General features: G+C 72.2%; 29 protein-coding genes and 1 tRNA gene. 14 read left to right on the forward strand and 16 right to left on the reverse strand.

The window, feature by feature from the left end:
• Positions 1 to 3: 3 nt before the first annotated feature.
• Genes ACZ7OH_RS21540 through ACZ7OH_RS21555 form a run of 4 tightly spaced genes read left to right on the forward strand, consistent with a single transcriptional unit; the run spans position 4 to position 3,362 of the window.
• Positions 4 to 1,395 (forward strand): fatty acid desaturase, encoded by a 1,392-nt coding sequence (locus ACZ7OH_RS21540; protein ID WP_470282381.1) that lies wholly within the window; start codon positions 4 to 6, stop codon positions 1,393 to 1,395.
• Positions 1,395 to 1,583: a ferredoxin gene (locus tag ACZ7OH_RS21545; RefSeq protein ID WP_364461850.1), complete on the forward strand. Its 189-nt coding sequence runs from the start codon at positions 1,395 to 1,397 to the stop codon at positions 1,581 to 1,583. The genes ACZ7OH_RS21540 and ACZ7OH_RS21545 overlap by 1 nt, the downstream gene beginning before the upstream one ends.
• Entirely contained in the window at positions 1,580 to 2,734 is a 1,155-nt protein-coding gene (locus ACZ7OH_RS21550; RefSeq protein ID WP_470282382.1) for an NAD(P)/FAD-dependent oxidoreductase, read from the forward strand. Before ACZ7OH_RS21545 ends, ACZ7OH_RS21550 begins: the two co-directional genes overlap by 4 nt.
• Before the next feature lies 1 nt (position 2,735).
• A complete protein-coding gene (locus ACZ7OH_RS21555) occupies positions 2,736 to 3,362 on the forward strand; it encodes a TetR/AcrR family transcriptional regulator (RefSeq protein WP_470282383.1) in 627 nt (208 codons plus the stop codon).
• 1 nt (position 3,363) lies between these two features.
• On the opposite strand, the gene ACZ7OH_RS21560 is transcribed toward ACZ7OH_RS21555, so the two are convergent.
• From ACZ7OH_RS21560 to ACZ7OH_RS21575, 4 genes are read right to left on the reverse strand one after another with little or no spacing between them, the layout of a single operon-like run.
• Positions 3,364 to 4,191: a haloalkane dehalogenase gene (locus tag ACZ7OH_RS21560; RefSeq protein ID WP_470282384.1), complete on the reverse strand. Its 828-nt coding sequence runs from the start codon at positions 4,189 to 4,191 to the stop codon at positions 3,364 to 3,366.
• The gene (locus ACZ7OH_RS21565; protein ID WP_470282385.1) at positions 4,188 to 4,631 is read right to left on the reverse strand and encodes a MarR family winged helix-turn-helix transcriptional regulator; all 444 of its coding nucleotides are present in this window, start codon (positions 4,629 to 4,631) and stop codon (positions 4,188 to 4,190) included. The genes ACZ7OH_RS21560 and ACZ7OH_RS21565 overlap by 4 nt, the downstream gene beginning before the upstream one ends.
• Positions 4,632 to 4,667: 36 nt before the next feature.
• The gene (locus ACZ7OH_RS21570) at positions 4,668 to 5,873 is read right to left on the reverse strand and encodes a kynureninase (RefSeq protein WP_470282599.1); all 1,206 of its coding nucleotides are present in this window, start codon (positions 5,871 to 5,873) and stop codon (positions 4,668 to 4,670) included.
• A complete protein-coding gene (locus ACZ7OH_RS21575; RefSeq protein WP_470282386.1) occupies positions 5,870 to 6,241 on the reverse strand; it encodes a DUF5997 family protein in 372 nt (123 codons plus the stop codon). The genes ACZ7OH_RS21570 and ACZ7OH_RS21575 overlap by 4 nt, the downstream gene beginning before the upstream one ends.
• A 42-nt stretch (positions 6,242 to 6,283) precedes the next feature.
• On the opposite strand from ACZ7OH_RS21575, the gene ACZ7OH_RS21580 reads away from it, so the two are divergent.
• Positions 6,284 to 7,003 (forward strand): LysR substrate-binding domain-containing protein, encoded by a 720-nt coding sequence (locus ACZ7OH_RS21580; protein ID WP_470282387.1) that lies wholly within the window; start codon positions 6,284 to 6,286, stop codon positions 7,001 to 7,003.
• A 1-nt stretch (position 7,004) separates the two neighbouring features.
• Here ACZ7OH_RS21580 and ACZ7OH_RS21585 read toward each other — a convergent pair whose 3' ends face one another.
• On the reverse strand, positions 7,005 to 7,286 hold the full coding sequence (locus ACZ7OH_RS21585) for an early set domain-containing protein (RefSeq protein ID WP_470282388.1): 282 nt from the start codon (positions 7,284 to 7,286) through the stop codon (positions 7,005 to 7,007).
• 207 nt (positions 7,287 to 7,493) lie between these two features.
• On the opposite strand from ACZ7OH_RS21585, the gene ACZ7OH_RS21590 reads away from it, so the two are divergent.
• Positions 7,494 to 8,009: a hypothetical protein gene (locus tag ACZ7OH_RS21590; RefSeq protein ID WP_470282389.1), complete on the forward strand. Its 516-nt coding sequence runs from the start codon at positions 7,494 to 7,496 to the stop codon at positions 8,007 to 8,009.
• A gap of 512 nt (positions 8,010 to 8,521) precedes the next feature.
• Here the strand turns inward: ACZ7OH_RS21590 and ACZ7OH_RS21595 are convergent.
• Positions 8,522 to 9,526: a hypothetical protein gene (locus ACZ7OH_RS21595; RefSeq protein ID WP_470282390.1), complete on the reverse strand. Its 1,005-nt coding sequence runs from the start codon at positions 9,524 to 9,526 to the stop codon at positions 8,522 to 8,524.
• Positions 9,527 to 9,706: 180 nt separating this feature from the next.
• Here ACZ7OH_RS21595 and ACZ7OH_RS21600 point away from each other — a divergent pair, with 180 nt between their 5' ends.
• Both ACZ7OH_RS21600 and ACZ7OH_RS21605 read left to right on the forward strand, forming a co-directional pair.
• Positions 9,707 to 10,663, forward strand: coding sequence for a hypothetical protein (locus tag ACZ7OH_RS21600; RefSeq protein ID WP_470282391.1), 957 nt, complete (start codon positions 9,707 to 9,709; stop codon positions 10,661 to 10,663).
• 45 nt (positions 10,664 to 10,708) lie between these two features.
• The gene (locus tag ACZ7OH_RS21605) at positions 10,709 to 11,500 is read left to right on the forward strand and encodes a metalloregulator ArsR/SmtB family transcription factor (RefSeq protein WP_470282392.1); all 792 of its coding nucleotides are present in this window, start codon (positions 10,709 to 10,711) and stop codon (positions 11,498 to 11,500) included.
• A gap of 294 nt (positions 11,501 to 11,794) precedes the next feature.
• Here the strand turns inward: ACZ7OH_RS21605 and ACZ7OH_RS21610 are convergent.
• A tRNA-Ile gene (locus ACZ7OH_RS21610) sits at positions 11,795 to 11,868 on the reverse strand.
• 187 nt (positions 11,869 to 12,055) lie between these two features.
• Between ACZ7OH_RS21610 and ACZ7OH_RS21615 the strand changes: the two genes are divergently transcribed.
• On the forward strand, positions 12,056 to 12,331 hold the full coding sequence (locus ACZ7OH_RS21615) for a hypothetical protein (RefSeq protein ID WP_470282393.1): 276 nt from the start codon (positions 12,056 to 12,058) through the stop codon (positions 12,329 to 12,331).
• A 191-nt stretch (positions 12,332 to 12,522) separates the two neighbouring features.
• Here ACZ7OH_RS21615 and ACZ7OH_RS21620 read toward each other — a convergent pair whose 3' ends face one another.
• Positions 12,523 to 13,083: a dihydrofolate reductase family protein gene (locus tag ACZ7OH_RS21620; RefSeq protein ID WP_470282394.1), complete on the reverse strand. Its 561-nt coding sequence runs from the start codon at positions 13,081 to 13,083 to the stop codon at positions 12,523 to 12,525.
• A gap of 40 nt (positions 13,084 to 13,123) precedes the next feature.
• Complete coding sequence (locus ACZ7OH_RS21625) at positions 13,124 to 14,092, reverse strand: bile acid:sodium symporter family protein (RefSeq protein WP_470282395.1); 969 nt, start codon at positions 14,090 to 14,092, stop codon at positions 13,124 to 13,126.
• Between the two features lie 96 nt (positions 14,093 to 14,188).
• Between ACZ7OH_RS21625 and ACZ7OH_RS21630 the strand changes: the two genes are divergently transcribed.
• Positions 14,189 to 15,022 carry a LysR substrate-binding domain-containing protein gene (locus tag ACZ7OH_RS21630; protein ID WP_470282396.1) on the forward strand — a complete coding sequence of 278 codons (834 nt, stop codon included), beginning with the start codon at positions 14,189 to 14,191 and terminating at the stop codon, positions 15,020 to 15,022.
• On the opposite strand, the gene shbA is transcribed toward ACZ7OH_RS21630, so the two are convergent.
• Positions 15,019 to 15,615, reverse strand: coding sequence for an RNA polymerase sigma factor ShbA (gene shbA / locus ACZ7OH_RS21635; RefSeq protein WP_470282600.1), 597 nt, complete (start codon positions 15,613 to 15,615; stop codon positions 15,019 to 15,021). The two genes, ACZ7OH_RS21630 and shbA, sit on opposite strands and share 4 nt — an antisense overlap.
• Positions 15,616 to 15,761: 146 nt before the next feature.
• On the reverse strand, positions 15,762 to 16,247 hold the full coding sequence (locus ACZ7OH_RS21640) for an RNA polymerase sigma factor (RefSeq protein ID WP_470282397.1): 486 nt from the start codon (positions 16,245 to 16,247) through the stop codon (positions 15,762 to 15,764).
• A gap of 158 nt (positions 16,248 to 16,405) precedes the next feature.
• Here ACZ7OH_RS21640 and ACZ7OH_RS21645 point away from each other — a divergent pair, with 158 nt between their 5' ends.
• Together ACZ7OH_RS21645 and ACZ7OH_RS21650 are read left to right on the forward strand one after the other, a co-directional pair.
• Positions 16,406 to 17,038, forward strand: a complete 633-nt coding sequence (locus tag ACZ7OH_RS21645; protein ID WP_470282398.1) for an endonuclease — start codon at positions 16,406 to 16,408, stop codon at positions 17,036 to 17,038.
• Positions 17,039 to 17,231: 193 nt separating this feature from the next.
• Positions 17,232 to 17,495: a WhiB family transcriptional regulator gene (locus ACZ7OH_RS21650; RefSeq protein WP_086679434.1), complete on the forward strand. Its 264-nt coding sequence runs from the start codon at positions 17,232 to 17,234 to the stop codon at positions 17,493 to 17,495.
• 147 nt (positions 17,496 to 17,642) lie between these two features.
• Here ACZ7OH_RS21650 and ACZ7OH_RS21655 read toward each other — a convergent pair whose 3' ends face one another.
• Positions 17,643 to 18,617 (reverse strand): RNA polymerase subunit sigma-70, encoded by a 975-nt coding sequence (locus ACZ7OH_RS21655; protein WP_470282399.1) that lies wholly within the window; start codon positions 18,615 to 18,617, stop codon positions 17,643 to 17,645.
• A gap of 40 nt (positions 18,618 to 18,657) precedes the next feature.
• Between ACZ7OH_RS21655 and ACZ7OH_RS21660 the strand changes: the two genes are divergently transcribed.
• Together ACZ7OH_RS21660 and ACZ7OH_RS21665 are read left to right on the forward strand one after the other, a co-directional pair.
• A complete protein-coding gene (locus ACZ7OH_RS21660) occupies positions 18,658 to 19,455 on the forward strand; it encodes an SDR family NAD(P)-dependent oxidoreductase (RefSeq protein ID WP_470282400.1) in 798 nt (265 codons plus the stop codon).
• Positions 19,456 to 19,641: 186 nt separating this feature from the next.
• Positions 19,642 to 20,844 carry an LCP family protein gene (locus tag ACZ7OH_RS21665; protein ID WP_470282401.1) on the forward strand — a complete coding sequence of 401 codons (1,203 nt, stop codon included), beginning with the start codon at positions 19,642 to 19,644 and terminating at the stop codon, positions 20,842 to 20,844.
• A 4-nt stretch (positions 20,845 to 20,848) separates the two neighbouring features.
• On the opposite strand, the gene ACZ7OH_RS21670 is transcribed toward ACZ7OH_RS21665, so the two are convergent.
• From ACZ7OH_RS21670 to ACZ7OH_RS21685, 4 genes are read right to left on the reverse strand one after another with little or no spacing between them, the layout of a single operon-like run.
• A complete protein-coding gene (locus ACZ7OH_RS21670; protein WP_470282402.1) occupies positions 20,849 to 22,039 on the reverse strand; it encodes an acyl-CoA dehydrogenase family protein in 1,191 nt (396 codons plus the stop codon).
• Position 22,040: 1 nt separating this feature from the next.
• The gene (locus ACZ7OH_RS21675; RefSeq protein WP_470282403.1) at positions 22,041 to 22,946 is read right to left on the reverse strand and encodes a 3-hydroxyacyl-CoA dehydrogenase NAD-binding domain-containing protein; all 906 of its coding nucleotides are present in this window, start codon (positions 22,944 to 22,946) and stop codon (positions 22,041 to 22,043) included.
• Positions 22,943 to 23,689 (reverse strand): acetoacetate decarboxylase, encoded by a 747-nt coding sequence (locus tag ACZ7OH_RS21680; RefSeq protein ID WP_470282404.1) that lies wholly within the window; start codon positions 23,687 to 23,689, stop codon positions 22,943 to 22,945. The genes ACZ7OH_RS21675 and ACZ7OH_RS21680 overlap by 4 nt, the downstream gene beginning before the upstream one ends.
• 1 nt (position 23,690) lies before the next feature.
• Positions 23,691 to 24,434, reverse strand: a complete 744-nt coding sequence (locus ACZ7OH_RS21685; RefSeq protein WP_470282405.1) for a crotonase/enoyl-CoA hydratase family protein — start codon at positions 24,432 to 24,434, stop codon at positions 23,691 to 23,693.

Consider the following 24,434-nt stretch of genomic DNA (forward strand, 5'->3'; position numbering starts at 1 on the left):
GTCATGACCGGAACCGTGCCCGCGGGGTCCACCGAGCTTTGGCGCGATCGCAAGCGCTACCTGTGGCTGATCGGCCTGGTCGTCCCCTCGCTGGCGTTCCTCGCGATCGGCCTGCACGCCGCCACCGGCTGGGGCGCCTGGTTCTGGATCGGGCCGTTCGTGATCCTCGTGGTCGTGCCGCTGATCGACCTCGGCGCCGGGCTGGACCGCAGCAACCCGCCCGACGACGTCCTCGAGCGGCTGGAGAACGACCGCTACTACCGCTGGATCACCTTCGCGTTCCTGCCGATCCAGTACGTCGGCTTCGTCGCCGCGTTCTGGCTGATCGCCCGCGGGAACCTCACCGTCGCCGACAAGGTCGGGCTCGCGATCTCCATCGGCTGCATCGGCGGGATCGGCATCAACACCGCGCACGAGCTCGGCCACAAGAAGGAGAGCCACGAGCGCTGGCTGTCGAAGATCGCGCTGGCGCAAAGCTTCTACGGCCACTTCTACATCGAGCACAACCGCGGCCACCACGTCCGCGTCGCGACGCCGGAGGACCCGGCGAGCAGCCGCGTCGGCGAAAGCTTCTACCGCTTCTGGCCGCGCACGGTCTTCGGCTCGCTGAAGTCCGCGTGGCGCCTGGAGCGCAAGCGCTACGCCCGCCGGGACAAGCACCCGTTCCGGCTCGGCAACGACGTCCTCAACGCCTGGCTGATGTCCGCGGTCCTCTGGGCCGCGATGGTCGCGTGGCTCGGCGCCGGCGTCCTGCCCTACCTGGTGATCCAGGCCGTGATCGGGTTTTCCCTGCTGGAGGTCGTCAACTACATGGAGCACTACGGCATGCTGCGGCAGCGCGTCGGCGCGCCCGGGAAGCGGCGTCACGAGCGCGTGGATCCCAGCCACAGCTGGAACTCCAACAACATCGCCACCAACGTCCTGCTCTACCACCTGCAGCGGCACAGCGACCACCACGCCAACCCGACCCGCCGCTACCAGACGCTGCGCGACTTCGCCGAGTCGCCGGTGCTGCCCACCGGGTACGCCGGGATGATCGTGCTCGCGCTGATCCCGCCGGTGTGGCGCCGGGTGATGGACCCGCGCGTGCTCGCCCACTTCGACGGCGACATCTCCCGCGCGAACATCCAGCCGTCGAAGCGCGAGAAGATCCTGGCGCGGTACGGAACCCGCGTCACGGCGGCCGTCCCGGAGCACGGCGACACCCACGGCGACGCCAGCGAAGGCGGCATGTGCCCGGGCTGCGGGTACGTCTACGACGAGAAGCTCGGCGACCCGCGTGAGGGCTTCCCGGCCGGCACGCCGTGGTCGGCGATCCCGGACTCCTGGTGCTGCCCCGACTGCGGCGTCCGCGAGAAGGTCGACTTCGTCGCGCCGGGCCGGGTGGGTGCGTGATGCGGATCGACGCGGACCGCGCGAAGTGCGACGGCCTCGGCATGTGCGAGGCCATGGCGCCGGACTTCTTCGAGGTGGGCGAGGACGGCACGGTCGTCGTGCTCGACGAGCGGCCCGGCGAAGAGCACCGCCAGGACGTCGCCGCGGCGGTGGACGCCTGCCCGGTCCTGGCGCTGAAGCTGACATGAGCCTCGTCGTCGTGGGTGCCTCGCTGGCCGGGCTGCGCGCGGTGGAGTCCGCGCGCCGCACCGGGTACCGCGGCCGGATCGTCCTCGTCGGCGCCGAGGAGCACCTGCCTTACGACCGGCCGCCGCTGTCGAAGGCGTTCCTCGACGCCGACGGCCCGCGCCGCGTCGAACCGTTCCACGCGGAAACGGTGCTGCGGGACGAACTCGGCGTCGACCTGATGCTGGGCGCACCCGCGGAAAGCCTCGACACCGACGCGCGCGAGGTGACGGTCGCCGGCGCAGCTGTGCCGTACGACGCCCTGGTCATCGCCACCGGCGCGACGGCGCGAACCCTCCCCGGCGCACGCACGCTGCGGACGGCCGAGGACGCCGTCGCGGTGCGCGCCGCGCTGGACGCCGGTGCGCGCACGGTCGTGATCGGCGCCGGGTTCATCGGCTCGGAAGTGGCGTCGGCGGCACGCAAGCGCGGCCTGCCGGTGACGATCGTCGAAGCGTCGGCCGTCCCGCTCGCCCGCGCGGTGGGGGAGACGGCCGGGGCGGAGCTGGCCGCGCTGCACCGCGAAGCCGGCACCGAGCTGCGGCTCGCCACCGAAGTCACCGGCGTCGCGGCCGGCGGCGTGCACCTGGCGGGCGGCGAAGTCCTGCCCGCGGACCTCGTCGTCGCCGGCATCGGCGCGGTGCCGGCCACCGGCTGGCTCGAAGGCAGCGGGCTGACGCTGCACGAGCGCGACCGCGGTGTCGTGTGCGACGCGACGCTGGCGGCCGGCCCGCCGGGCGTCTACGCGGCGGGCGACGTCGCGCACGTGCCGAACCCGCTCTTCGACGGCGTCGGCATGCGGCTCGAGCACTGGACGAACGCGGCCGAGCAGGGTGCGGCCGCCGCGCGGCACGCGCTCGACCCCGCGGCGGCCCGCCCGCTCGAAGCCGTGCCGTACTTCTGGTCGGACTGGTACGGCCGGCGCATCCAGTTCGTCGGCACCCCGCATGCCGACGAGGTGGTGTCCGCGGGCGGGGTGACGCTCTACCGCCGCGGCGACCGGATCGCCGGCGCGCTCACCGTCGACCGGCCGCGCGAGATCATGAAGTACCGCCGCCGCGTCGCCGCCCGGGCGCCCTGGGCTGAGGCCCTGGCCTTCGCGGGCGCCGCCTAGAATGGCGATCATGAGTGCGGCACTTCCGGCGGCGCCCGAAGGTGGTCAGCACCGGCAGCCGATCATCACGGCGGCGATCGAGCTGACCGCGCGGTCGGGCTGGCAGGCGGTCACGATGGCCCGGCTGGCCGAGGTCGTCGGCGTCAGCCGCCAGACGGTCTACAACGAGATCGGCTCCAAGGCGGCGCTGGCCGAAGCGATGGTCACCCACGAGCTCGGCCGGTTCCTCTCGGTCGTCGCCGCGGCGTTCGACCGCCACGGGGACGACCTGGTCGAGGCGATCTACGACGCCGTCCGCGCGGTCCTCGAGCTGGCCGACGACAACACGCTGCTGCGCGCGATCGCCTCCGCCACCCACGGCACGGCGTCGGAGCTGCTGCCGCTGCTGACGACGGAGGCGGGAACGCTGCTGACGCAGGCGAAGGGGATGCTGACCGCCCGGGTGGCGGCCTACGACCCGCCGTTCACCGGGGAGCAGCTCGGGGTGGTCATCGACATCGTGGTCCGCACGGTCCTCAGCCACGTGATGCAGCCGTCGGACACGCCGGCCCGCACCGCGGACGCGCTGGCGTGGCTCGCGGCCCGCGTCCTCGGCGTGGACGCGACCCCGCCGCTGCGGCACCGCTGACTCACCGGAGGCCGTGCCGGTCCAGCCAGGCCGAGATCTCGGCGGCGATCTCCTTCGCCCGGTCCTCCTGCGCGTGGTGTCCGGCTTCCCCGCACGCGACGACGTCGAGCGCGGCGATGTTCTCCTCGCACCACCGCCTCACCCCCTCGCCGATCATCAGCGTGGGGGAGCCCTCGAACGTCATCAGCAGCTTCGGGGTCCCCGTGCTGGTGGCCAGCCACTCGTCGTAGGCCTCGACGCGCGCGACGACCTCGGCCGGCTCGCCGCCGATCGGCAGCTGCCGCGCCCACGCGAGCACCGGGCGGCGGCTTTCCGGCGTGGGAAACGGCTTGAGGTAGGGCTCGAGGTCCGCCACCGGCGTGCGCACGCCGCCGGTGAACGCCTGCCGCACGAACAGGTTCTCTTCCAGCACCATCTGTTCGCCCACGCCGGGCGTGCGGATCTTGCGCGTGCGCTCCGCGGCCTGCGGGGACACGTCGTCCCAGGCGATCGGCTTCACGATCGTCTCGAAGAACGCCACCCCGCGGACGCGGCCCGGGTGCCGGGCGGCGAAGTCGAAGGCGAGCGCGCCACCCCAGTCGTGCCCGACGAGGACGACGTCGTCCAGGCCGAGCGCGTCGAACCAGGCGTCGAGGTGATGGGCGTGGTCGGCGAAGGAGTACGCGATGTCCGGCTTGGGGGAGCGGCCCATCCCGATCAGGTCGGGGGCCAGCAGCCGCCCGGCGCCGACGTGCGGCAGGACGTTGCGCCAGCCGTGCGACGAGCCGGGGTTGCCGTGCAGGAAGACGATCGGGGTGCCGGTGCCGGTTTCTTCGTGGTGCAGCGTCATTTCTCGTCCTTCAGCGGAGTGTCGAGCAGGAGCGTGAGTTCGCGGCTCAGGGCCGCGGTGCGGTCGCTCTTCCGGCCGCCGAGGGGCTCGAGCAGGCGGTCGAGCAGTTCGGCGACGGTCGCGATCGCCGGCTCGACGACCTCCCGGCCGCGAGCGGTCAGGCGCAGCCGGATGGTGCGGGTATCGGCGGGGTCGCGGGTGCGCTCGATCAGGCCGTCGGCGTCGAGGGAGCGCGCGAGCTTGGAGGTGTAGAGCGCTTCCAGCCCGGCCTCGTCAGCGAGTTCCCGCTGGCTGGGGAGGTTTCCGGTGCGTTCCAGCCCGAAGAGCGAAGCCAGGAAGACGTACTGCGCGTGCGTGAGGCCAGCCGGGGCCAACGCGCGGTCGACCGCCACGCGCCACTTCGTGGAGAGCCGCCAGATGAGGTGGCCGGGAGTGCTCATGCCAGATACTGTACATGGCTATTAAGTACATGGCTACTATCTGGCGAGCTCGCGGATCCGCTCCATGGCCGCGCGGACTTCGGTGAACCCCGTGGTGAGCGGGCTCAGTCCGATACGGATGCCGTCGGGACGGCGGAAGTCGATGAGCACGCCGTTCTCGATGAACACCCGGGACAGCCGTTCGGCGTCGGGGTGGCGCAGGGTGACGTGCCCGCCGCGGCGCGCGTCCTCCCGCGGCGAGGCCACCGTGAACCCGAGCGGGACGAGCCATGCGTCGGCGAGGTCGAGCACCCACCGCCCGAGCGCGACCGCCTTCGCGCGCACCCGCTCGATCCCCGCTTCGGCCAGCAGGGCCACGCCCTCCTGGACGCCCACCATGCCGAGCACCGGCGGCGTCCCCGAGAGCGCGCGGCGGATGCCGGGCGCGGGCACGTACCGCTCGGCCATCCCGAACGTGTCGGCCGCGCCCATCCAGCCGGTGATCGGCTGCCCGAACGCCTCGTGGTGACGCGCGTTGACGTAGAGGAACGCGGGCGCGCCGGGGCCGGCGTTGAGGAACTTGTACGTGCAGCCGACGGCGAAGTCGGCGCCGTCGGCGTCCAGCGCGACCGGGATCGAGCCGACGCTGTGGCAGAGGTCCCAGACCGTCAGCCCGCCGCGCTCGTGCACCACCCGCGTGATCCCGGCGAGGTCGGCGATCGCGGCCGAGCGGTAGTCCACATGGGACAGCACGACCGCCGCCGTGCGCGGGCCGGTGACCGCCGCGACGTCGTCGGCGCGGACGTCCGGGCTCTCGATCCACCGGACGGTCAGGCCGAGTTCGGCGGCGACGCTGTCGACGAGGAACCGGTCGGTGGGGAAGTTCGCGGTGTCGGTGGCGATCTCGTCGCGGCCCGGCCGCAGCGCGACGGCCGCCCGCAGCACCTTGTACAGGCACACCGACGTCGAGTCGGCGACGATCGTCTGCCCGGGCCCGGCGCCGAGGGCGACGCGGCCCAGCTCGTCCCCGATCCGCTCGGGCAGCTCGAGCCAGCGCTCTTCCCACGACCGGATCAGCCGGGCACCCCACTGCTCGGCGACGACGTCCCGGAGGCGTTCGGCGGTGGCCAGCAGCGGCCGGCCGAGCGAGTTCCCGTCGAGGTAGGCGACGACGCCGGGGTCGGTGATCGGGACGAAGCGGTCCCGGAACGCGGCCAGCTCGTCCGCGGCGTCGAGGCGCGCGGCCTCTTCGAGCGTGGTCAGTGGTTCTGCTCCTTGACGCGCACGGTTTCCTTGCGCACCTCGGCCTGGGTGGCGCGTTCGCGGACCAGCCAGTCGGGGTTCTCGGCCTTGAGCGCGTCGATCTGCTCGGTGGTGAGCGCCTCGGTGATGCCGCCCCGGGTGAGGCCGCCGATGGAGACGCCCAGCTTGGCCGCGACGACCGGCCGGGGGTGCGGGCCGGTGCGGCGCAGCTCGCGCAGCCACTCCGGCGGGTCGGTCTGCAGCGCGTTCAGCTCGTCGCGCGAGACGACGCCCTCCTGGAACTCCGGGGGCGTGGCTTCGAGGTACACGCCCAGCTTCTTCGCCGCGGTCGCGGGCTTCATCGTCTGGGCGGTCTTGTGCGACGTCATGCCGTCCAGGGTAGCCAGCGCCCCGCCCGGTAGCCTGACCCGGTGACCTCGTTCCGTCTCGCGTACGTCCCGGGCGCGACGCCCGCCAAGTGGGTGCGGACCTGGGGCGAGCGGCAGCCGGACGTGCCGCTGGAGCTCGTCCCGGTCGCCGCCGCGGACGCGACGGAGCTGATCCGCTCGCGCGGGGCGGACGCGGCGCTGCTGCGGTCCCCGATCGACCGCGACGGCCTCCACGCGATCCCGCTCTACACCGAGACGACCGTCGTGGTCGTCCCGAAGGACCACCTGATCGCCGCGGCCGACGAAGTGTCCACAACGGACTTGGCGGACGACTTCGTGCTGCACCCGCTGGACGACACGATCGAGTGGCCGGCACTCCCGGGCCGGCCGGCGACCGAGCGGCCGGAAACGACGGCGGACGCGATCGAGCTGGTGGCGGCGGGCGTCGGCGTGCTGGTCGTCCCGCAGTCCCTGGCCCGCCTGCACCACCGCCGCGACCTGACGTACCGGACCGTCGCGGACGCGCCTCAGTCGAGCGTGGCGCTGTCCTGGCCGGAGGACGAGACGTCGGAGCTGATGGAGACGTTCATCGGCATCGTGCGCGGCCGCACGGTCAACAGCACGCGCGGACGCCAGCAGCAGCCGGCGGCGTCGGCGGAGAAGAAGCGCCCGGAGCGCAAGCCGCCGGCGCCGAAGAAGCCGGCTGCCCGCCGGGCCGGCGGCGGCGCCCCGAAGCGGGGCAAGCCGCGCCGGAAGTCCTGATTCAGTTCGTCGCGTAGACGCAGTTGCCGTCCGCGCGGTCCGGCAGGTCGGGGTCGTCGAACCAGTGGCCGTCCTCGCCGAGGTAGCGGAACTGGAGCACGGTCCCCGGCGCGACGTCCACCGAAGCCGAGCGGCGGCCGTTGGAGCGCGGGGTCAGGTGGTGGCGGCCGGGCGTCCAGTCGTTGAACGACCCCACGACGCTCACCCGTCCGGGTGGCGCCCCGGCTGGGAGGCTGAACGTGACGCGCTGGGTGCCGGCCCGGCTCTTGCTGGTCTTGATCACGGCGGTGACGGCCTTTCGGGGAGGGCGGACGAGGGGCGTGCTCGGCACTGAGCGCCGACATGATGGCACAGTGGTAACGGTTCGGTCACCCGCAGTGCCCGAAGGTGGTACCCAGCCGCTCAACGGTTCGCCACCGACCGGGTGGTCCTGCGGTGATCCATGATCATCTTGCTGCCGGGCGTGCTTTCCGGTGCGAGACTGACTGCCGTGACCGTCGCCGCTGATAGTCAAGTCAAGGACCCGTGTGCCTGGCTCAGCGCCGTCACCCTCGACCTCGCCGGCGCTCATCCGGCCGACACCCGAGGGGTGCTCTTGACGGTGTGGGACGGGTTGGTCGCCGCCCGGCTCGCCGGGCTGCACGCCGCCGTGGCCTCGCCCCGGTGGCGGGCGCGGCAGCTCCACGCCGAAGCGGTCGAGTTCGATCTCGCGCTCCAGCTGGCCGGCAACTGCACCGTCGGCACCGGCCTGGCCATCCCGGCCCGGCTGCCGGGCGCCGCGGTCGCCTGGCCGGTCACGCGGGCCGACGCCGCCGTCGCCGCGATCGTTTCCTTCTGCGCCACGGCCGAAACGATGCTCCGCCGGGCCGGCGAGCTGACACCGGTGTGGGAGGACAGCCTGCTCGGGCCGGTCGCGCTGACCCGCTGGCTGGCCGACTGCTGGACGGGCCGCCACACGGGCTGCCCCCTGCGGCTGCCGGTGCCACCGCCGTCGTGGTGGCGGTGAAGGCCGTCCGTCAGGGGAAGGCTGGGCCGGCCGAACCCGGCACTGGGCGAAAGGAGGCGGGGGTGGCCGGATCAGCTGTCCCGCCCACGAGACTCGCGGAGAGAACCCGCGCGGCGGTACGCGAGGTGCTGCTGGCGGAGCTGAGATCGGCGGACCGCCGGGCGCTCGCCGCGGGGTGTTCGAGGGAGACGTTGTTCGAGGTGCTGGACGCCCGGTTGAGTTCGATGGCCGATGAAGCGGCCGCGAACCCGCGTCCGGTGGCCGAGGATGCTTGCGGGCAGCCGATTCCCGCCGTCGCCGACCGGTCCGCGACCCTAGCCCACGAGCGCGCGGGCCGCCGGCCCGCCCACCCGCCCTCGGCGGCCGAGAATGCTTGCGGGCAGCCGATTCCAGCGGGCTCCGACCGGTCCGCGAGCGACCGCGGCTGCCTCGCCCCGGTTTTCGTCGCCGCGGTCGGCGACCGGCCCGCGAGCCCGAGCCCGACCACGGCCCCTCCGCCCGTCCATCCGCCCTCAGCGGCCGAGGATCGCGAGCACCGTCGCGACGACCCCCTCCAGCCGGGCCTCGTCGGCGAGGGCGGTGGCTAGCCAGTCGTCGAGCGTGGATCCGTTGTGCGGCAAGCGGTCGAGCGCCCCGCCGCCGGCTCCGAACACCGTCCGGACGACCGCGCGCACCGCCGTCTGCGGGTCCGCTCCGGCGTCCAGCCGTCGCTCGATCGCGCGCAGCGCCTGCTCGGCCAGTCCCGCCAGCCGGGCGTCGTCCGCCTCCTCCTCGCCCACCAGCTGCAACGGGGCCGGCTCGGCCGCGCCGTCCGCCGGCATCGGCGCCACCGGGGCCCGCTTTTGCCCGAGCGGCCGCTCGACGTGCTCGGCGTACCACTTCGGCCGCCTGCCCATCGCCGCCAGCACCTGGCGCACCTCCAGGTCCAGGGTGTCGCGACCCGGCGGCGGCGCGCCCGTGACCTCGGCCCGGCGCGCGGCCCAGCCGTCCAGCGGCCAGAGCTCCGCGCCCGCCGTCGCCGGCACCCCGGCCCACACCAGGATCTGCACGGCGAGGTCGCACAGCCACGGGTCCCGCCCGAGCGCTTCGCCCAGCCAGCCCGGCAGCCGGGGCCGTTGCAGGGCCCCGATTTCGCCGCGGCGCCGCCGGTGCGCGTCGACCGTCGCCGGGCTCAGCCGGGTCGCCAGCCAGCCGTCGAAGTTCTCGATCGGGTCCGTCGCGCGCCGCAGCGCGTGCTCCACGACGGCTTCGACGTCGTCGTGGAACCGGTCGAGGCAGTCCGGCCGCAGCCAGTGCAGCCCGCGGGCGCAGTCCGGGTGCCGCCGCTGCCGTTCCAGTGGTTTGGTGATCCGCGTGAAGACCAGCGGCCAGGCCACCGTGTAGACGGCCCCGCGCAACCGGGCGAGGTCGCCGGGCGGGGCGGCCGACGCGGAGCCGGCGAGCCTGCCGTCGCGGGCCAGCCGGCGGACGCCGTCGACGTCCGCCGGTCCCGCGCACGGAAAAGTGGTGTCGAGCAACCCGTCCTCCCCGATGCCGTCGACCGGGACATGGTCGGTCAGCCGGGGAACCGGCAAAGGCCGCCCGCGGGCCGAATCACCGCGGAACTGGCCACGCGCTGGCCATCCCGGCGAATCACCTGATCGGCGCAGGCGCTGCCCCCGATCGCGCGGAAGTCCGCGTGCCACAATCGAAACCCCATGGCACACGAGGACGGGTTGCTCCGCGAGCTGACGACGTTGCGCCGCGGCTGGGGGCTGGAGGCCGATCGGCTGCGCGACCGGCTCGGGCCGATCGTCGCCGGGTGGTGCGAAATCCACCGCACCGCGAACGACCGCGAAGCGCGGCGGGTGCTGCGCGACGCGATTTCCGCCGCGATCGCGGAGTTCCCGGCCGACGACCGGCTCGCGGTCAACGTCGCGCTCGGCATCGCGCCCGGCTCGCAGCACGCCCTGCTCAGTGATCGGGTCGGCGTCCTCGCCGACCAGCTGCGCGTCTCCGAACGCACGGCGCGGCGCCGGATCGACCGGTCGTTCGCGCGGCTCGCCGCCGAGATCGAGGCCGCCGCGAAACCCGGCGACGACGTCCCGGACCCGGATCAGGGCTGGTTCGTCAAGCGGCTGCGCGCGATCGTCCGGTTGGACACTCCCGAACCGGAGCTGATCGAGGAACGGCTGATCGTCGCGACCCGCGACGGGCTGAGCCGGATCGCCGCCCAGTTCACCGTGCCCCGCCTCGAAGACGGCCACGACGGGGAGCGCCACGTGGCCGCCGACGCCCAGCACGGCGTCCGGATCACCGACGCGAAACGGGTGGGGCAGCGGCACTTCCGCTGGCTGCTCGACCTCCCGCGGCCGCTGTCGCGGGGCGACACCCACACGTACGCGCTGGTGGTCCGGATCGAGGACGGCCTGCCGATCCGGCCGTCGTACACGTTCGTGCCGCTGGTGGCGTGCGAGTCGTTCACCGTGCGCGTCCGCTTCGACCCGCGGCGGCTGCCGTGGCGGGTGTGGCGGGTGGACCGGGTGCCGCCGTCGGTGCTCGCCGACCCGCCCCAGCCGGGCACGCCGCTGCCGCTCGACGGCGCGTGCGAGGTCGCGCAGGAGTTCACCGCCCCGCAGCTGGGCTACGCCCACGGCCTCCGGTGGCTCACCTAAAGTATTCCTTGACGTGAATATTCTACTGCGTGAATACTCGGGTGCATGGACGGGATCGCGGCAGCACTGGGTGACGCGGCGCGGTGGCGCCTCGTCGAGCTCCTGGCCGAGCGGCCCCGATCGGTCGGGGAGCTGGCGGAGCTGACCGGCCTGCGGCAGCCGCAGACCACGAAACACCTGCAGAGCCTGGCCCGCGCCGGTCTGGTCACGGTGTTCCCGTTGGGGCAGCGCCGGGTCTACGCGCTCGAAGCCGAGCCGCTGACGGCGTTCGCGGGCCGGCTGTCGGAGCTGGCCAAGGAGACCGAAGCGCACCGAGGCGAGCGGGACGCGGTGGCGCGCTACCGCGAAGCGGTCGAAACGGAGACGGCGGCCGCGGACCGGGAGCGATGGGCGGATGGCCGCGCGTTCGGGTTCGAGCGCGCGTTGCCCGCCCCGCGGGAGGTTGTCTGGGAGTACTGGACGGACCCGGCGTTGCTGGCGTCGTGGTGGGTCCCGCCGTCGATGACGGTGACCACGTGTCTCCTGGAGCCGCGCCCGGGAGGCCGGGCGGCGCTGACGTACCGCGACGCGGACGGCGAGTACCGAGCCGAAGGCTGGGTCCGCGTAGCGGACGAGCCAGGGAGGCTGGCGTTCGACTTGGCGGTGACGGGCCCAGCGTCGTTCACGGGCCATTACGACCTGGAGCTGACGCCCCTACCGGGCGGCACCCGCTTACGGCTGGGCTTGCGCATAACGGCAACAACGGTGGAGGCGGCCCCGGCGATAGCGGGGATCGAAACGGGCTGGGCCCAGGTGCTGGACCGCCTGACCGAGGTATTGGCGCAGCGAAAGGGCTGATCAGACGACCAGAAGAGAACGGCAAACCCGAGCGAAGGCCGCTACCACGGCCCAGCCGACATGGGACCAGTCATAGGGAGCGACAACAGCGGTACTGGAACGCCGGAACGCTGACGGCGGCAGACCACTGGACCGCAAGCCAACGTCCTTTATAGACACTGGCAGGAGCCACCATTCCAACCCGACCACACGGACGGGGGTCCGGGGGCGTGCCCCCGGGCGGGGTGTGGGGGTCGCACCCCCACAGGGAGGAAGCGAACCGAGCGAGTCGAGCGAAGCGAGAGGAGCAAAGGGTAGGGCGGGCGGGGCTCGAACCCGCGGCCAAGGGATTATGAGTCCCCTGCTCTAACCAACTGAGCTACCGCCCCCTGGCCCCGGCGCGTTGATGGCTCGGGGATGTGCGTTTGCACAGAAGACCCAGTTCGCTTCAAGTTATCACAGCGGCCATCCGGGGAGATCCGGTAGGCCAAACAGGTTGAAGTGGCCACCGGGTGGCGCAGGCTCGTCTAGGTTGCAAGGGCGTCACCGCTGAACGGAACGGCGGGAGGGTGAGCGATGGTCACGGCACCGCGCGCCGGTCCGCACGAACCCCGCGCTCTCAGGTTGGCGCTGCTGGACGCACTCATCGCCGGGGCGGGTCTGGGGTACCTGGCGCACCTGTACCGGGAGGCGCTCGTGGCGAACCTCGCGGCCATCGGCCTGGGGCTGTTGCTCGTCTTGGCGGCGGGGTACGTGATCCGGGCGGCGGTGCGCGCCTTGCGCCGCGCGAACCGGCGTATGGAGGGAATTTTCGCGGAGGAACTGCGAAAGCCGTCGCCGCGGCCGCGGTGAGACGGCGGATTCCGCTCAGGTGCCGCCGTTCGATCGATGTCGCGCGTGTGTGGTGGTCGGCTGAGCTCCATTCTGGTCGGCGAACTCGGGAGCCGGGCGGGTGAACGAGAGCCGGCCGTGATCACGAGTCCTGTGCCGTGGCCGCCCCACCACCGCTGCTCCGGCCACGGCCCGCTGTTACACGTCACCCGCTACTGTCCACAAGGGACTCGGTACCAGGCGTTCAGGATCGGCCCGGCGCAACTCAGCTCAACGGCCTTCAGTCGAACCGCCTCCCCGCCCGCACGGTCGAACAACCGCACCCCGTCGCCGAGCAGCACCGGCGCCACGTGCACCAGCACCTCGTCGAGCAACCCGGCCTCCCAGCACCGCCGGGCCGTCGCCGCGCCCAGCACCGCGACGTACCCGTCACCGGCCGCCGCCGCGGCCGACGACACGGCCTCCGCCAGCTCGGGGACCACCGTGAAACCCGGTGACGGCTCAGCCGACCGGGACACCACGAAGATCGGCCCCCGCCACCGGCCGCCGTAGACCTGGCCCTCCGCCGTGGTCGCCGGGGCGTACGTGTTGTGCCCCATCACGATCGCCCCGATGCCGGCGATCACGCGCTCGACGACCGGGTTCGGGCCCGCGTGCAGGCCGGACAGCCACGTCATGTCGTCGCCGGGGGCCGCGACGAAGCCGTCGAGGGACATCGTGATGTGGTACAGGACCTTGGCCATGGTGGTGCCTTCCGCGTAGGGGGTCACCACGTACTGACGAAGGCCGCCGGGAAACTCATCGGTCGTGAAGTCAGGCCGGGACGAGCTCCGGCGCGGAGGCGTACCGCCGCGCCAGCGAGGCGCACACGATCAGCTGGATCTGGTGGAACAGCATCAGCGGCAGCACGATCAGCCCGACCTGCGCGTGCCCGAACAGCACCGTCGCCATCGGCAGCCCGCTCGCCAGGCTCTTCTTGGACCCGCAGAACACGATCGTGATCCGGTCCGCGCGCGCGAACCCCAGCAGGCGGGCGCCCCAGCTCGTCGCCGCCAGCACCGCCGCGAGCAGCACGCCGCAGAGGGCGAGCAGGACCAGCAGCGGGACGACGTCGAGCCGGTGCCAGATGCCCTCGGTCATGCCCGCGCTGAACGCCGTGTACACCACCAGCAGGATCGAACCGCGGTCGAACAGCTTGAGCGGCGCGGAGTTGCGCGTGATCCAGCCGCCGATCCAGCGCCGCGCCAGCTGGCCCGCGACGAACGGCGCCAGCAGCTGCAGCACGATCCCGAGCACCGCCGAACCGTCGACGCCGGCGCCGTCGCCGGACAGCAGCAGCGCCACCAGCAGCGGGGTCAGCACGATCCCGGCCAGGTTGGACAGCGACGCGCTGCAGATCGCGGCCGCGACGTTGCCGCGGGCGATCGAGGTGAACGCGATCGACGACTGGACCGTCGAGGGCAGCACGGCCAGGAACAGCACGCCGGCCGCGAGCTCGGCGGGCAGCACCGACGCCGGCAGCAGCGTGAGCGCCAGGCCGAGCAGCGGGAACAGGACGAACGTGGCCGCCAGGACGACCGCGTGCAGCCGCCAGTGCCGCAGCCCGTCGAGGGCCTCCTGCGTCGACAGCCGGGCGCCGTACAGGAAGAACAGCAGCCCGACGGCGATGGTGGTGGCGGTGCCGAAGCCGTCCGCCACGACGCCGGACGCGGGCAGCAGCGTGGCGATCCCGACGGTGGCGAGAATCGCGAGGACGAACGGGTCGAGGCGTAAGCGGGACATGGATCTCCTTCCACACCCATTCTCGGCAGCCGAGCGCTCATTGTGAACCCCGATGACCGGACTGACTGTCATCGCGGATCGCGATAAAGTGACCGCGTGCTCGACCCGCGCCTGTGCCGTTCGTTCCTCGCCGTCGCCGAGACGCGCAGCTTCACCGCGGCCGCGCGGCGCCTCGGCGTCGGCCAGCCGACCGTCAGCCAGCACGTCCGGCGCCTCGAACGCGACTCCGGCGGGCTGCTCTTCGCGCGTGACACGCACACCGTCGAGCTCACCGCGCGCGGGCAGGCGATGCTGGGGTTCGCGCAGACCATCGTGGACACCGAAGAACGCGCGGAGCGGCACTTCCGCGGCGCCGAACTGCGCGGCCGCGTGCGCTTCGGCGTCTCGGAGGACTTCGCTCTCGGCGAGCTGCCGGAGATCCTGAACCGGCTGCGCCGCAGCCACCCGCTGGTGGACGTCGAACTGACCGTCGAGCTGTCGGACGTCCTCGCGCAGCGGCTGCGCGCCGGCCAGCTGGACCTGGTGCTGGGCAAGCGCCGCCCGGGCGCGCACCACGGGCGGCTGCTCTGGCGGGAGCCGCTGGTCTGGATCGGCTCGGCGGCGACGGTGCTGGAGCCCGGCCAGCCGGTGCCGCTGGTGCAGTACCCGATGCCGTCGATCACGCGGCAGCTCGCCGTCGAGTGCCTGGAACGCGCGGGGCTCGAGTGGCGCGCCGCGTGCCAGACGTCGAGCCTCACCGGCCTGCGCGCCGCGGCGGCCGCCGGGCTCGGCGTCACCCTGCACGCGCGCAGCCTGGTGCCCGCCGACCTGATCGAGCTCGACGGCCTGCCCGAACCCGGCGACATCGAGTTCATGCTGCTGGCCCGCGAGTCGAAGGAGGGCCCGGCGGCGGCGCTGGAGGAGTTCGTCCTCGACTACGTGCGGCGCTAATCCTCTTCGCCCGTCAAGAGTCTTCGCAACCGCGCCAGCGCGCGGTGCTGGGCGACGCGGACCGCGCCCGGCGTCGAGCCCACCGCGTCCGCCGTCTCCTCCGCCGACAGCCCGACGACCACCCGCAGCACGACGATTTCGCGCTGCTTGGCCGGCAGGACGTCCAGCAGCCGGGCGAGCCGCTCGTTGAGCTCGAACCGCAGGACGTGCTGCTCGGGACCGTCCGCGTCGGACACGCCGTCGGGGATCTCCGGGACCGGGTCGGAGCGGTTGCGCGCCGCGGCGCGGTGGGCGTCGGCGACCTTGTGCTGGGCGATGCCGTAGACGAACGCGAGGAACGGGCGGCCCTGGTCCCGGTAGGACGGCAGCGCGGTGAGCACGGCGACGCACACCTCCTGGGCGACGTCGTCGGCCGAGGCGAACGACCGCTCGTGCCGGCCGACGCGGGCGCGGCAGTAGCGCACGACCAGCGGCCGGATGGTGGCGAGCAGGCGGGCGGTCGCGGCGTCGTCGCCGGCGATCGCGTCGGCGACCGGCTCGTCGTGGCGCCGCCAGTGGGAGGGGAACGCCTCGGGTGGCTGCGTCGCGGCGATCTCGCGGACGAGGGCGCGGCTGCGCACCCGGAGCAGGGTGCCCTCCACGTCGAGGCCGACCCGCAGCGAGTCGTGCAGCGCGGCGTTGGACTCCCGCAGCAGCTCGGTGATCGCCCGATCCCCGTACTCGGTTGCCGGCATGGTGCTCACCCTTCCCTGTCCCGCTGGTCGCCGGGCGGTGCGGCCCGGTGGCGCCTGAGGCGTTCCCGCACGTGGCGGAGGTTCGAACGGACGGTCGCGGGGGCGATGCTCAGCGCGTTCGCGATCTGCGTCGGCGAGAAGCCGTCGAGTGACCACGCGAGCACCATCCGCTGCTGGCCGGGCAGGGAGGCGAGCAGGTCGACGAACCCCGCGTGCTGGTCGACCAGGACGGCCAGCTTCTCGTCGTCCTGCGGGTCGGCCGGCGTCCAGTCCGCGCGCGCTTCGCCGGCCGCGTCGAGCAGCCGGCCGGCGACGCGGCGCACCCAGGCCCGCGGGTCTTCGGGGACCGGCCACGCCTCCAGCGCGTGGAGCATGGCCTCGATGGCGGCGTCACGGGCGGTCTCGACCTCGAAGCCGGCCTTGCACAGGAACGCCACGAGCGGGGGGAAGTCGGCGCGGAAGAACGCGTCGAAATCGTCGCCAGCGCACACGGACCCCTCACCACCCCTCGCCTCCACAGAACAAGTGCGCCGAGGTGACTCCCACGTGTAACGATTCGATCAAGACTGCTCGGTAGGAGTAATGGTCTGCTCCGGATCGGTGACGACCGGTGACGAATGGGTGCGGGCATCTCGGGTACCCGGACCCGATGACCCAGCGAGACACGGTCCGGCGCCTGCTGGAAGAGGCAGGCCCGACGTACGCCGCCGAGGCGGGCATCAAGCTCGCCGACCAGCCGGCGCCGCTCTACCGGCTGCTGGTGCTGTCGGTGTTGCTCTCGACCCGGATCAAGGCGGGCATCGCGGTCGACGCGGCCCGGGAGCTGCGGGCCGCGGGGATGGGCACGGCGCGGGCCATGGCCGGCTCGACGTGGCGGCAGCGGGTGGACGCCCTCGGCCGAGCGCACTACAAGCGCTACGACGAACAGACCGCCACGGCGCTCGGCGAGGGCGCGCAGTACCTGCTCGACGAGTACCGCGGCGACCTGAGACGGGTGCGCGAGGCCGCGAACGGCGAATTCCGGACACTCGCCCGGCTCCTCGGGAAGGTGCCGCGGCTCGGGCCGGTGGGTGCGGACATCTTCGGCCGCGAGGTGCAGCTCGTGTGGCCGGAGTTTCGACCGCGACTGGACGGGAAAGCGTTGCGGGGGGCCGAAAAGCTCGGCCTGCCGACACAGCCCGGGCGGCTCGCGAAACTGGTCGCTCCCGACGAGCTGGCGCACTTCGCGGCGGCTCTCGTGCGGGTCGCGCTGGAGCGCGGCCTCGCCGATCGAGTGACGTGATCGACATCGAGATCCCGGGAAGAAAGGCGTACTCTCATGTGTTGCAGTCTTGGTTGCCCGGAGGGTGAGCCGGGGACCGAAGCCAAAACCCCCTTGACCCACGCGGATGCGCACGCGCGCCCGCGAGCTTCAAGTCGGTTGACGCGCCCTGACAATGGGAAACAGCAGTAGTAGAGGGAGGTGAACGAAGGAAATGGAAGCCACGATGACGGGCTGGGCGGAGCTCGCGGCCTGCAAGGACGAGGACCCGGAACTGTTCTTCCCGATCTCCGCGGTGGGCCCCGGCGCCCGGCAGACAGCGCAGGCCAAGGCCGTGTGCGCCCGCTGCCCGGTGCGCGCCGAGTGCCTCGGCTATGCGCTCGACAACGGCCTGGACCACGGTGTTTTCGGCGGGACCACCGCCGAGGACCGACGCCGGCTGGCGCGTACCGCGCCGCAGCGGCACCGAGCTGCTTGACCCAGCCGCCCGGTGACCTCTTCCCGGCGGCCTCGAAGGCGAACACCGAATCGGAAGAATTACTTTCCGGATCAGTGCGTGCCCGGGCGGGTGATTCCCCTGAATCACCCGCCCGGGCTTTTTCACGCCCACCCGCGGTGATCGTGCTCATTCACGCAGGATTTCCGGCAGGTCCCACGCCGCCGCCGGGACGGACTCGAAGGCGGCCAGCTCCGTGATCAGCCCGTGCTCGATCGTGAGCAGCGAGACACCGAACCAGCGGTACTCGGTGTCGCCGGGGCGCCGCAGCCAGGTCGCCACCGCGGGCTGGCGGTTGGCGCGCGTCGGGCGCATCCGGAAGCGGCCGACGCAGTGCGGCGACGCGGGGTCCATCGACAGCGACAGCGCGCGCACGATCGCCGCGGCACTGCCGAACCAGAGTTCGTACGGCGGCATGACGGCGCGGGCGTCTTCGTGCAGCAGCCGCGCGACGGCTTGCGGGTCGCCCTGCTCGTAGGCGGCGATGAACCGTTTGAGCAGCGCGGTTTCCTCGGCCGTCGGATCGCCGGCCGTCCACTCGGTACGGTGCGCGGGCAGCCGTTGACGCAGGGTCGCGCGCGCCCGCTGCAGGGCGCTGTTCGCCGACGCGACGCTCGTCTCCAGCAGCTCCGCGGTTTCCTTCGCCGACCACCCGAGGACGTCGCGCAGGACGAGCGCGGCCCGCTGCCGGGGCGGCAGGTACTGCACGGCGGCGAGGTAGGCGAGCTCGATGGTCTCCCGTTCGACGACGACGGCGTCCGGCCCGGCCGCGTCGAGCAGCCGGTCGGGGAAGGGCTCGAGCCACGGCAGATCGGCGGCGGCGATCGGGCCGTCGGGCTCGCCGGCGGGACCGAGCTGGTCGGGCAGCACCCGCCGCGGCCGCCGCGCGAGGACGTCGAGGCAGGCGTTGGTGGCGATCCGGTAGAGCCAGGTGCGCACGCTGGCCCGGCCTTCGAAGCAGTCGCGGGCCTTCCAGGCGCGCAGGAAAGTTTCCTGGGCGAGGTCTTCGGCATCGGCGAGCGAGCCGAGCATCCGGTAGCAGTGCACGTGGATCTCCCGCCGGTGCCGTTCGACGAGAGTCTCGAAATCCAGTGCGCGCCCCACCCGGGCACGCTAGCGCACCCGGGGCTGGGAGACTGCCTCCGTGAGCGGAACGGTGCTGGTACTCGGCGGACGCAGTGAAATCGGCCTGGCCGTGGCGGAACGCCTGGCCGGCGACCACGACAAGGTCGTGCTGGCCGCCCGCCCGGGCGCGGACCTCACCGCCGCCGTCGCGGCCCTGGGGAAGGCCAAAGCCGTCGAAACCGCCGACTTCGACGCCGACGACCTCGCCGCCCACGGCCCCTTCCTCGACAAGGTCGCCGCCGAACACGGCCCGCTCGACGTCGTCGTGCTCGCTTTCGGCATCCTCGGCGACCAGGCCCGCGCCGAAGAGGACGCCGCCCACGCCGCGGCCATCGTGCACACCGACTACGTCGCCCAGGTCGGCGTCCTCACCCACGCCGCGAACCTGCTGCGCGCCCAGGGCCACGGCAGCCTCGTCGTGTTCTCCTCGGTCGCCGGGATCCGCGTCCGCCGCGCCAACTACGTCTACGGCTCCGCGAAGGCCGGCCTCGACGGCTTCGCGAGCGGCCTCGCCGACGCCCTCCACAGTGACAACCGGGGCTTCGCCCCGGGCCGGGGGCTCCGCCACCCGGACCCCCGAAAACGCGGTGGCTCGGGCGTCCACCTGCTGCTCGTCCGGCCCGGGTTCGTCATCGGGCGGATGACCGAAGGCATGAGCCCGGCGCCGTTCTCGAGCACTCCGGACCAGGTCGCCGACGCGACCGTCGCCGCGCTGCGGAAGCGGCGCGGGGTCGTCTGGGTGCCCGGGGTACTCCGTCCGGTCTTCTTCGCGATGCGCCTGCTGCCGCGCGCGGTCTGGCGCCGGATGCCGCGCTGACACACTGTGGCCGCGGCCACAGCACTCGCGCGTACGCGTTCCGGCACAGTCCGTCGCGAAACCGGCGCAACGGCTCGGCCGTTCGGCTAGCGTCACAGTTTTTCGACAACTTTCTCAGCTGATTCCCAGCTAACGCGGTGATCCTCGAAGGAGGGGGTCCACCAGAGGGAAGCAAGGGGAAGTGTCGTGCTGCTGTCGTCCCGGGGGCGCCGCATCGGCGGGCGGGTCGCGCTCGGCGTCGTGTCGGCGCTCGTGCTCGGCGCCACCGGGTACGCCTGGTCGCAGCTGAGCAAACTGGACCACGGCCTCGTCACCGCCGACGTCATCTCACCGTCCGGCCAGGTCCAGGACAAAGACGCCCTGCCCGGTGAACCGCTCAAGGTCGCCCAGAACATCCTGCTCGTCGGGATCGACGCGCGTACCGACGCGTACGGCAACCCCTTGCCACAGAACGTGCTCGACGCCCTGCACGCCGGCAACAGCGGCGACGGCGGCGACACGACCGACACGATGATCGTCGTGCACATCCCGGCGGGCGGCGCCGCGGCCACCGCGATCTCGGTCCCGCGCGACTCCTATGTGGACATCGCGGGCGGGTACGGCAAGCACAAGATCAACTCCGCCTACAGCCGCGGCAAGAACGCCGCGATGTCCGGTTTGCGCTCCCAGGGCCTTTCCGGCGCGCAGCTGGAGGTGGCGGCGAACGAGGCGGGCGCGAAGACCGCGATCCAGACGATCGAGAAGTTCACCGGCCTGACGATCAACCACTACGCGGCCATCAACCTCGCCGGCTTCGACGCGCTGTCGCAGGCCGTCGGCGGCGTCGAGGTCTGCCTCAAGGTGCCGGTGCAAGACACCTACTCCGGTGCGGACTTCCCGGCCGGACCGCAAACGCTTTCCGGCGCGCAGGCGCTCGCGTTCGTGCGCCAGCGCCACGGCCTGGCCAACGGCGACCTCGACCGCATCGCGCGGCAGCAGGCGTTCCTGTCCGGAATGGCCAAGAAGGTGCTGAGCGCGGGCACGTTCACCGACGTGTCGAAGCTGAACGCGCTGGTCACCGCCGTGCAGGGCTCGGTCGTCCTCGACCGGGGCTGGGACGTGCTCAGCTTCGCCCAGCAGCTGCGGGGGATGAGCTCGGGGGCGATCGCGTTCGCCACCATCCCGGTGCAGAGCCTCTCGCTGGCGACGCCGTCGGACGGCGACGCGGTGAAGGTCGACCCGGCGCAGGTCCAGCAGTTCATCCGGACGGCGATCAGCACCCCCGCGGCCCGGGCCTCGGGAGCCGACACCGCCGGCGGCGTCAAGCCGGTCGCCGCGACGACGACCCGGACGCCGTCCTCGGACACCAAGCAGCCGGCGACCAGTACGGCCGCCGGCTGCGTGAACTGAGTGATCAGACGAACGCGGACTGTCCGGTGATCGCCTTGCCGACGATCAGGGTGTTCATCTCGCGCGTGCCCTCGAAGGAGTAGATCGCCTCGGCGTCGGCGAAGAACCGCGCGACGTCGTAGCCGAGCACGATCCCGTTGCCGCCGAAGATCTCCCGGCTCCAGGCGACGACCTCGCGCATCCGCGAGGTGACGAACGCCTTGGCCAGCGACGAGTGCTCGTCCTTGAAGATCCCCGCGTCCTGCAGCCGGGCGAGCTGCACGAGCATGCCCCACGACGCGGTGATGTTGCCGAGGCTCTTCACGAGCAGGTCCTGCACCAGCTGGAACCGCGCGATCGGCCGGCCGAACTGCGTGCGCTCCTGCGAGTAGGCCAGTGCGGCCTCGTAGGCGCCGATCATCACGCCCAGCGCCTGCCACGCGACACCGCCGCGGGTGGCGCGCAGGATCTCCGCGACATCGCGGAAGCCGTTGATGCCCTGCAGGCGGTTCGCCTCCGGGACGCGGACGCCGGTCAGGGTGATCTCGGCGTTCTCGACGATCCGGAACGCGGTCTTGCCCTGGATCTTCTCCGGCACGAAGCCCGGCGTGCCCTTCTCGACGACGAAGCCCTTGACGTGGTTGTCGTCGACGTCCCGGGCCCACACCACGACGTAGTCGGCGAAGGTCGCGTTGCCGATCCACTTCTTGGCCCCGTCGAGAACCCAGGTGTCACCCTCTCGCTTGGCCGTCGTGCGCATGCCACCGGCCACATCGGACCCGCCGAGCGGCTCGGTCATCGCGAACGCGCCGATCTTGTCCATCGCGGCCATCTCGGGAAGCCAGCGGTCGCGCTGCTCCTGGCTGCCTCCACTGTAGATCGAGTACATCGCGAGTCCGTTGTGGACACCGAAGAACGTCGCGACGGACGCGTCGGTGCGGCTCATCTCCATCGCCATCATGCCGGTGAGCAGGTGGCTGACCGCGGGCTTGTGCTCGCCGTAGCCTTCGTAGGGCAGGCCGGCGAGACCGCTTTCGCGGAACATCCCGATGAGTTCCTTCGGGAAGGTGCCCGCTTCCCAGTTCTCGTTCACCAGCGGCTTGACGTCGTTCGTCATGAACTCGCGCGCCTTGACGAGCAGCTTGCGCTCGTCGTCGGGGAGCAGCGCCTCGAAGTCGTAGAAGTCGGCGGTCAGCTTGTCCTTGAGCGGTTCCATGTCAGTTCTCCTCCACTGCGTGCAGAACGGCGAGCTGCTTGCGGTCGCGCGTCTCGGCGAGTTCCGAGTACGTGGAGGAGCCGTAAGCCTGTTCGACGGCTTCGATGAGCCGTTCCTGCTTTTCCGGGCTCTGGCTGGGGTTGCCCAGACCGGCCCACATCTTCTTCATGGACTTGCCGATGTGCTCGGCCATGTGCCGGTAGCCGCCGGGGCCGCCACCGAGGTGCGAGCCGAGGAACGGCCCGACGGTCGCCCAGCGGATGCCGAGCGAGTTCGTGATCACCGCGTCCAGTTCGGCCGGGGTCACCACGCCCTGCTCGACGAGGTAGATGGCCTCGCGGCTCAGCGCGTTCTGCAGCCGGTTGCCGACGAACCCGGGGATCTCCTTGCGCTCCACGACCGGCGTCCGGCCGAGAGCGGTGTAGAACTCGACGGCCTTTTCGACGCTCTCTTGGCTCGTCTGCGCGCCGGGGACGACCTCGACCAGCGGAATGAGGTGCGGCGGGTTGAACGGGTGTCCGATGAGGACCCGCGTTCCGTCGATCTCTTCGGTGAACGCCGTGGACGGGATGGCGCTCGACGAGCTGAGCAGCAGCGCGTGCTCCGGAGCTTCCGCGACGAGCTGCTTGAAAAGGTCCTTTTTGAACTCGACGTTCTCGGGGCCGTTCTCCTGCACCACATCCGCGTCTCGCACGGCTTCGGTGACGTCGGCGGCGATGCTCACCCGGCTCGCCAGGTCCTCGGCGGTGGTGCCGAGGTGCGGGGCGAACTGGGCCAGCGCGTCGGCGACGGCCTCGGCGAGGTCGGGACGGGGGTCGGTGACCCGGACGGTCAGGCCGTGGCGGGCGAACAGCGCCGTCCAGGACAGGCCGATGGTGCCGGCACCGATGATTGCGGCGTTCTTCATGACCGCGCTCCTTCCAGATAGTCGAAGACCGGCTTGACCGAGGCGAGCGTCAGGTCGGTGAGGATGTGGCTCGCGGAGACGACCTCCAGCACCGGCAGGTCGGCCAGCGGCGCGAGGACGTGCTGGAACAGCTGCAGCCGCGCGGGGCCGGTGTAGGCCTCCTTGACCACGACGTCGGTGATCTCGGTGCGGACCAGCTCCTGGACGCGCGGGGCGCCGTCGTAGCCGGGGATCGTCTTGAGCATGAACGTCGGGACCGTGATCTGGCGTTCGGCCTCGCGGACGTCCAGCTCGTGGTGCTTGTAGCCCATGGTCGCCGTGGCCACCCGGAGCGTCCCGTAGTCCAACGTGCCCACGAGGACACCGTTGTCGACGTAGAGGTCCGGGCTGCCGACGGTCTTCGGGTACGCGCTCACTTCGCGCCCGGACGCGGTCGCCGGGAAGTTGTCGAGGTACATCGCGTGCAGGTACTCGCCGCGCTCCCCGTCGAAGCTGACCTCGATCGCCTGGCCGGACTCGGTGTACGGGCCGTAGCCGGAGACGTCGCCCATCTTCATGACTTCGAAGCGCACCAACGGTTCTTCGACCCGCAGCGGCTCCGGCACGACGGCGCGCAGGGCATCGGCGTCGGTGCGGTAGACGATGTTCAGGTACTCGCGGTTCGTGAACCTCGGCACCACCGGCGCGAACGCCGGGGCGGTCAGGGGCGTGGTCACGTGCCTGCGGACTTCGTCGATCTTCATGTCACACACCGGTCCACTTCGGACTGCGGCGCTCGGCGAAGGCGGTCATGCCTTCGCGGACGTCGGCGGACTGCATCAGTTTCTTGATTTCTTCGCGCTGCACCGCCGCAGGATCCGCGGCACGCACGATCTTCTTGACGGCGGCGAGCGCGAGCGGCGCGTTCTCCGCCAGCTTCTCGGCCAGCTGGAGCGCGACCGCGGCGGCGTCGCCGTCCGGCGTGACGCGGTTGACCAGGCCCAGCTCCCCGGCGCGGCGGCCGGTGACGGGCTCGCCGGTCAGCAGGAGCTCCATCGCCAGGTGGTGCGGGATCCGCTTCGGCAGCCGGATCACGCCGCCGCCCGCGGCGATCAGGCCGCGCTTGACTTCGGGCAGGCCGAAGCGGCTGTGCTCACTGGCGACGATCAGGTCGCAGCCCAGCGCCAGTTCGAACCCGCCGCCCATGGCGAACCCCTCCACGGCGGCGATCAAGGGCTTGGTCAGCTCGGCTTCGGTCAGGCCGCCGAACCCGCGTCCCGGGATCTCCGGGGACTCGCCCTGCAGGGCGGCCTTGAGGTCCATGCCGGCGCTGAAGGTGTTGTCGGCGCCGGTCAGGACGCCCGCGCGGAGCGTGGGGTCGGCTTCCAGCTCGTCCAGGGCCGCGGCCAGCCCGGCCGCGACGGCGGCGTTGACCGCGTTGCGGGCCTGGGGCCGGTCGATCGTGATCAGCAGGGTGCTGCCGATCCGTTCGGTGCGTACTTCGGTCAT

This window comes from Amycolatopsis sp. NPDC114478, assembly GCF_055633805.1.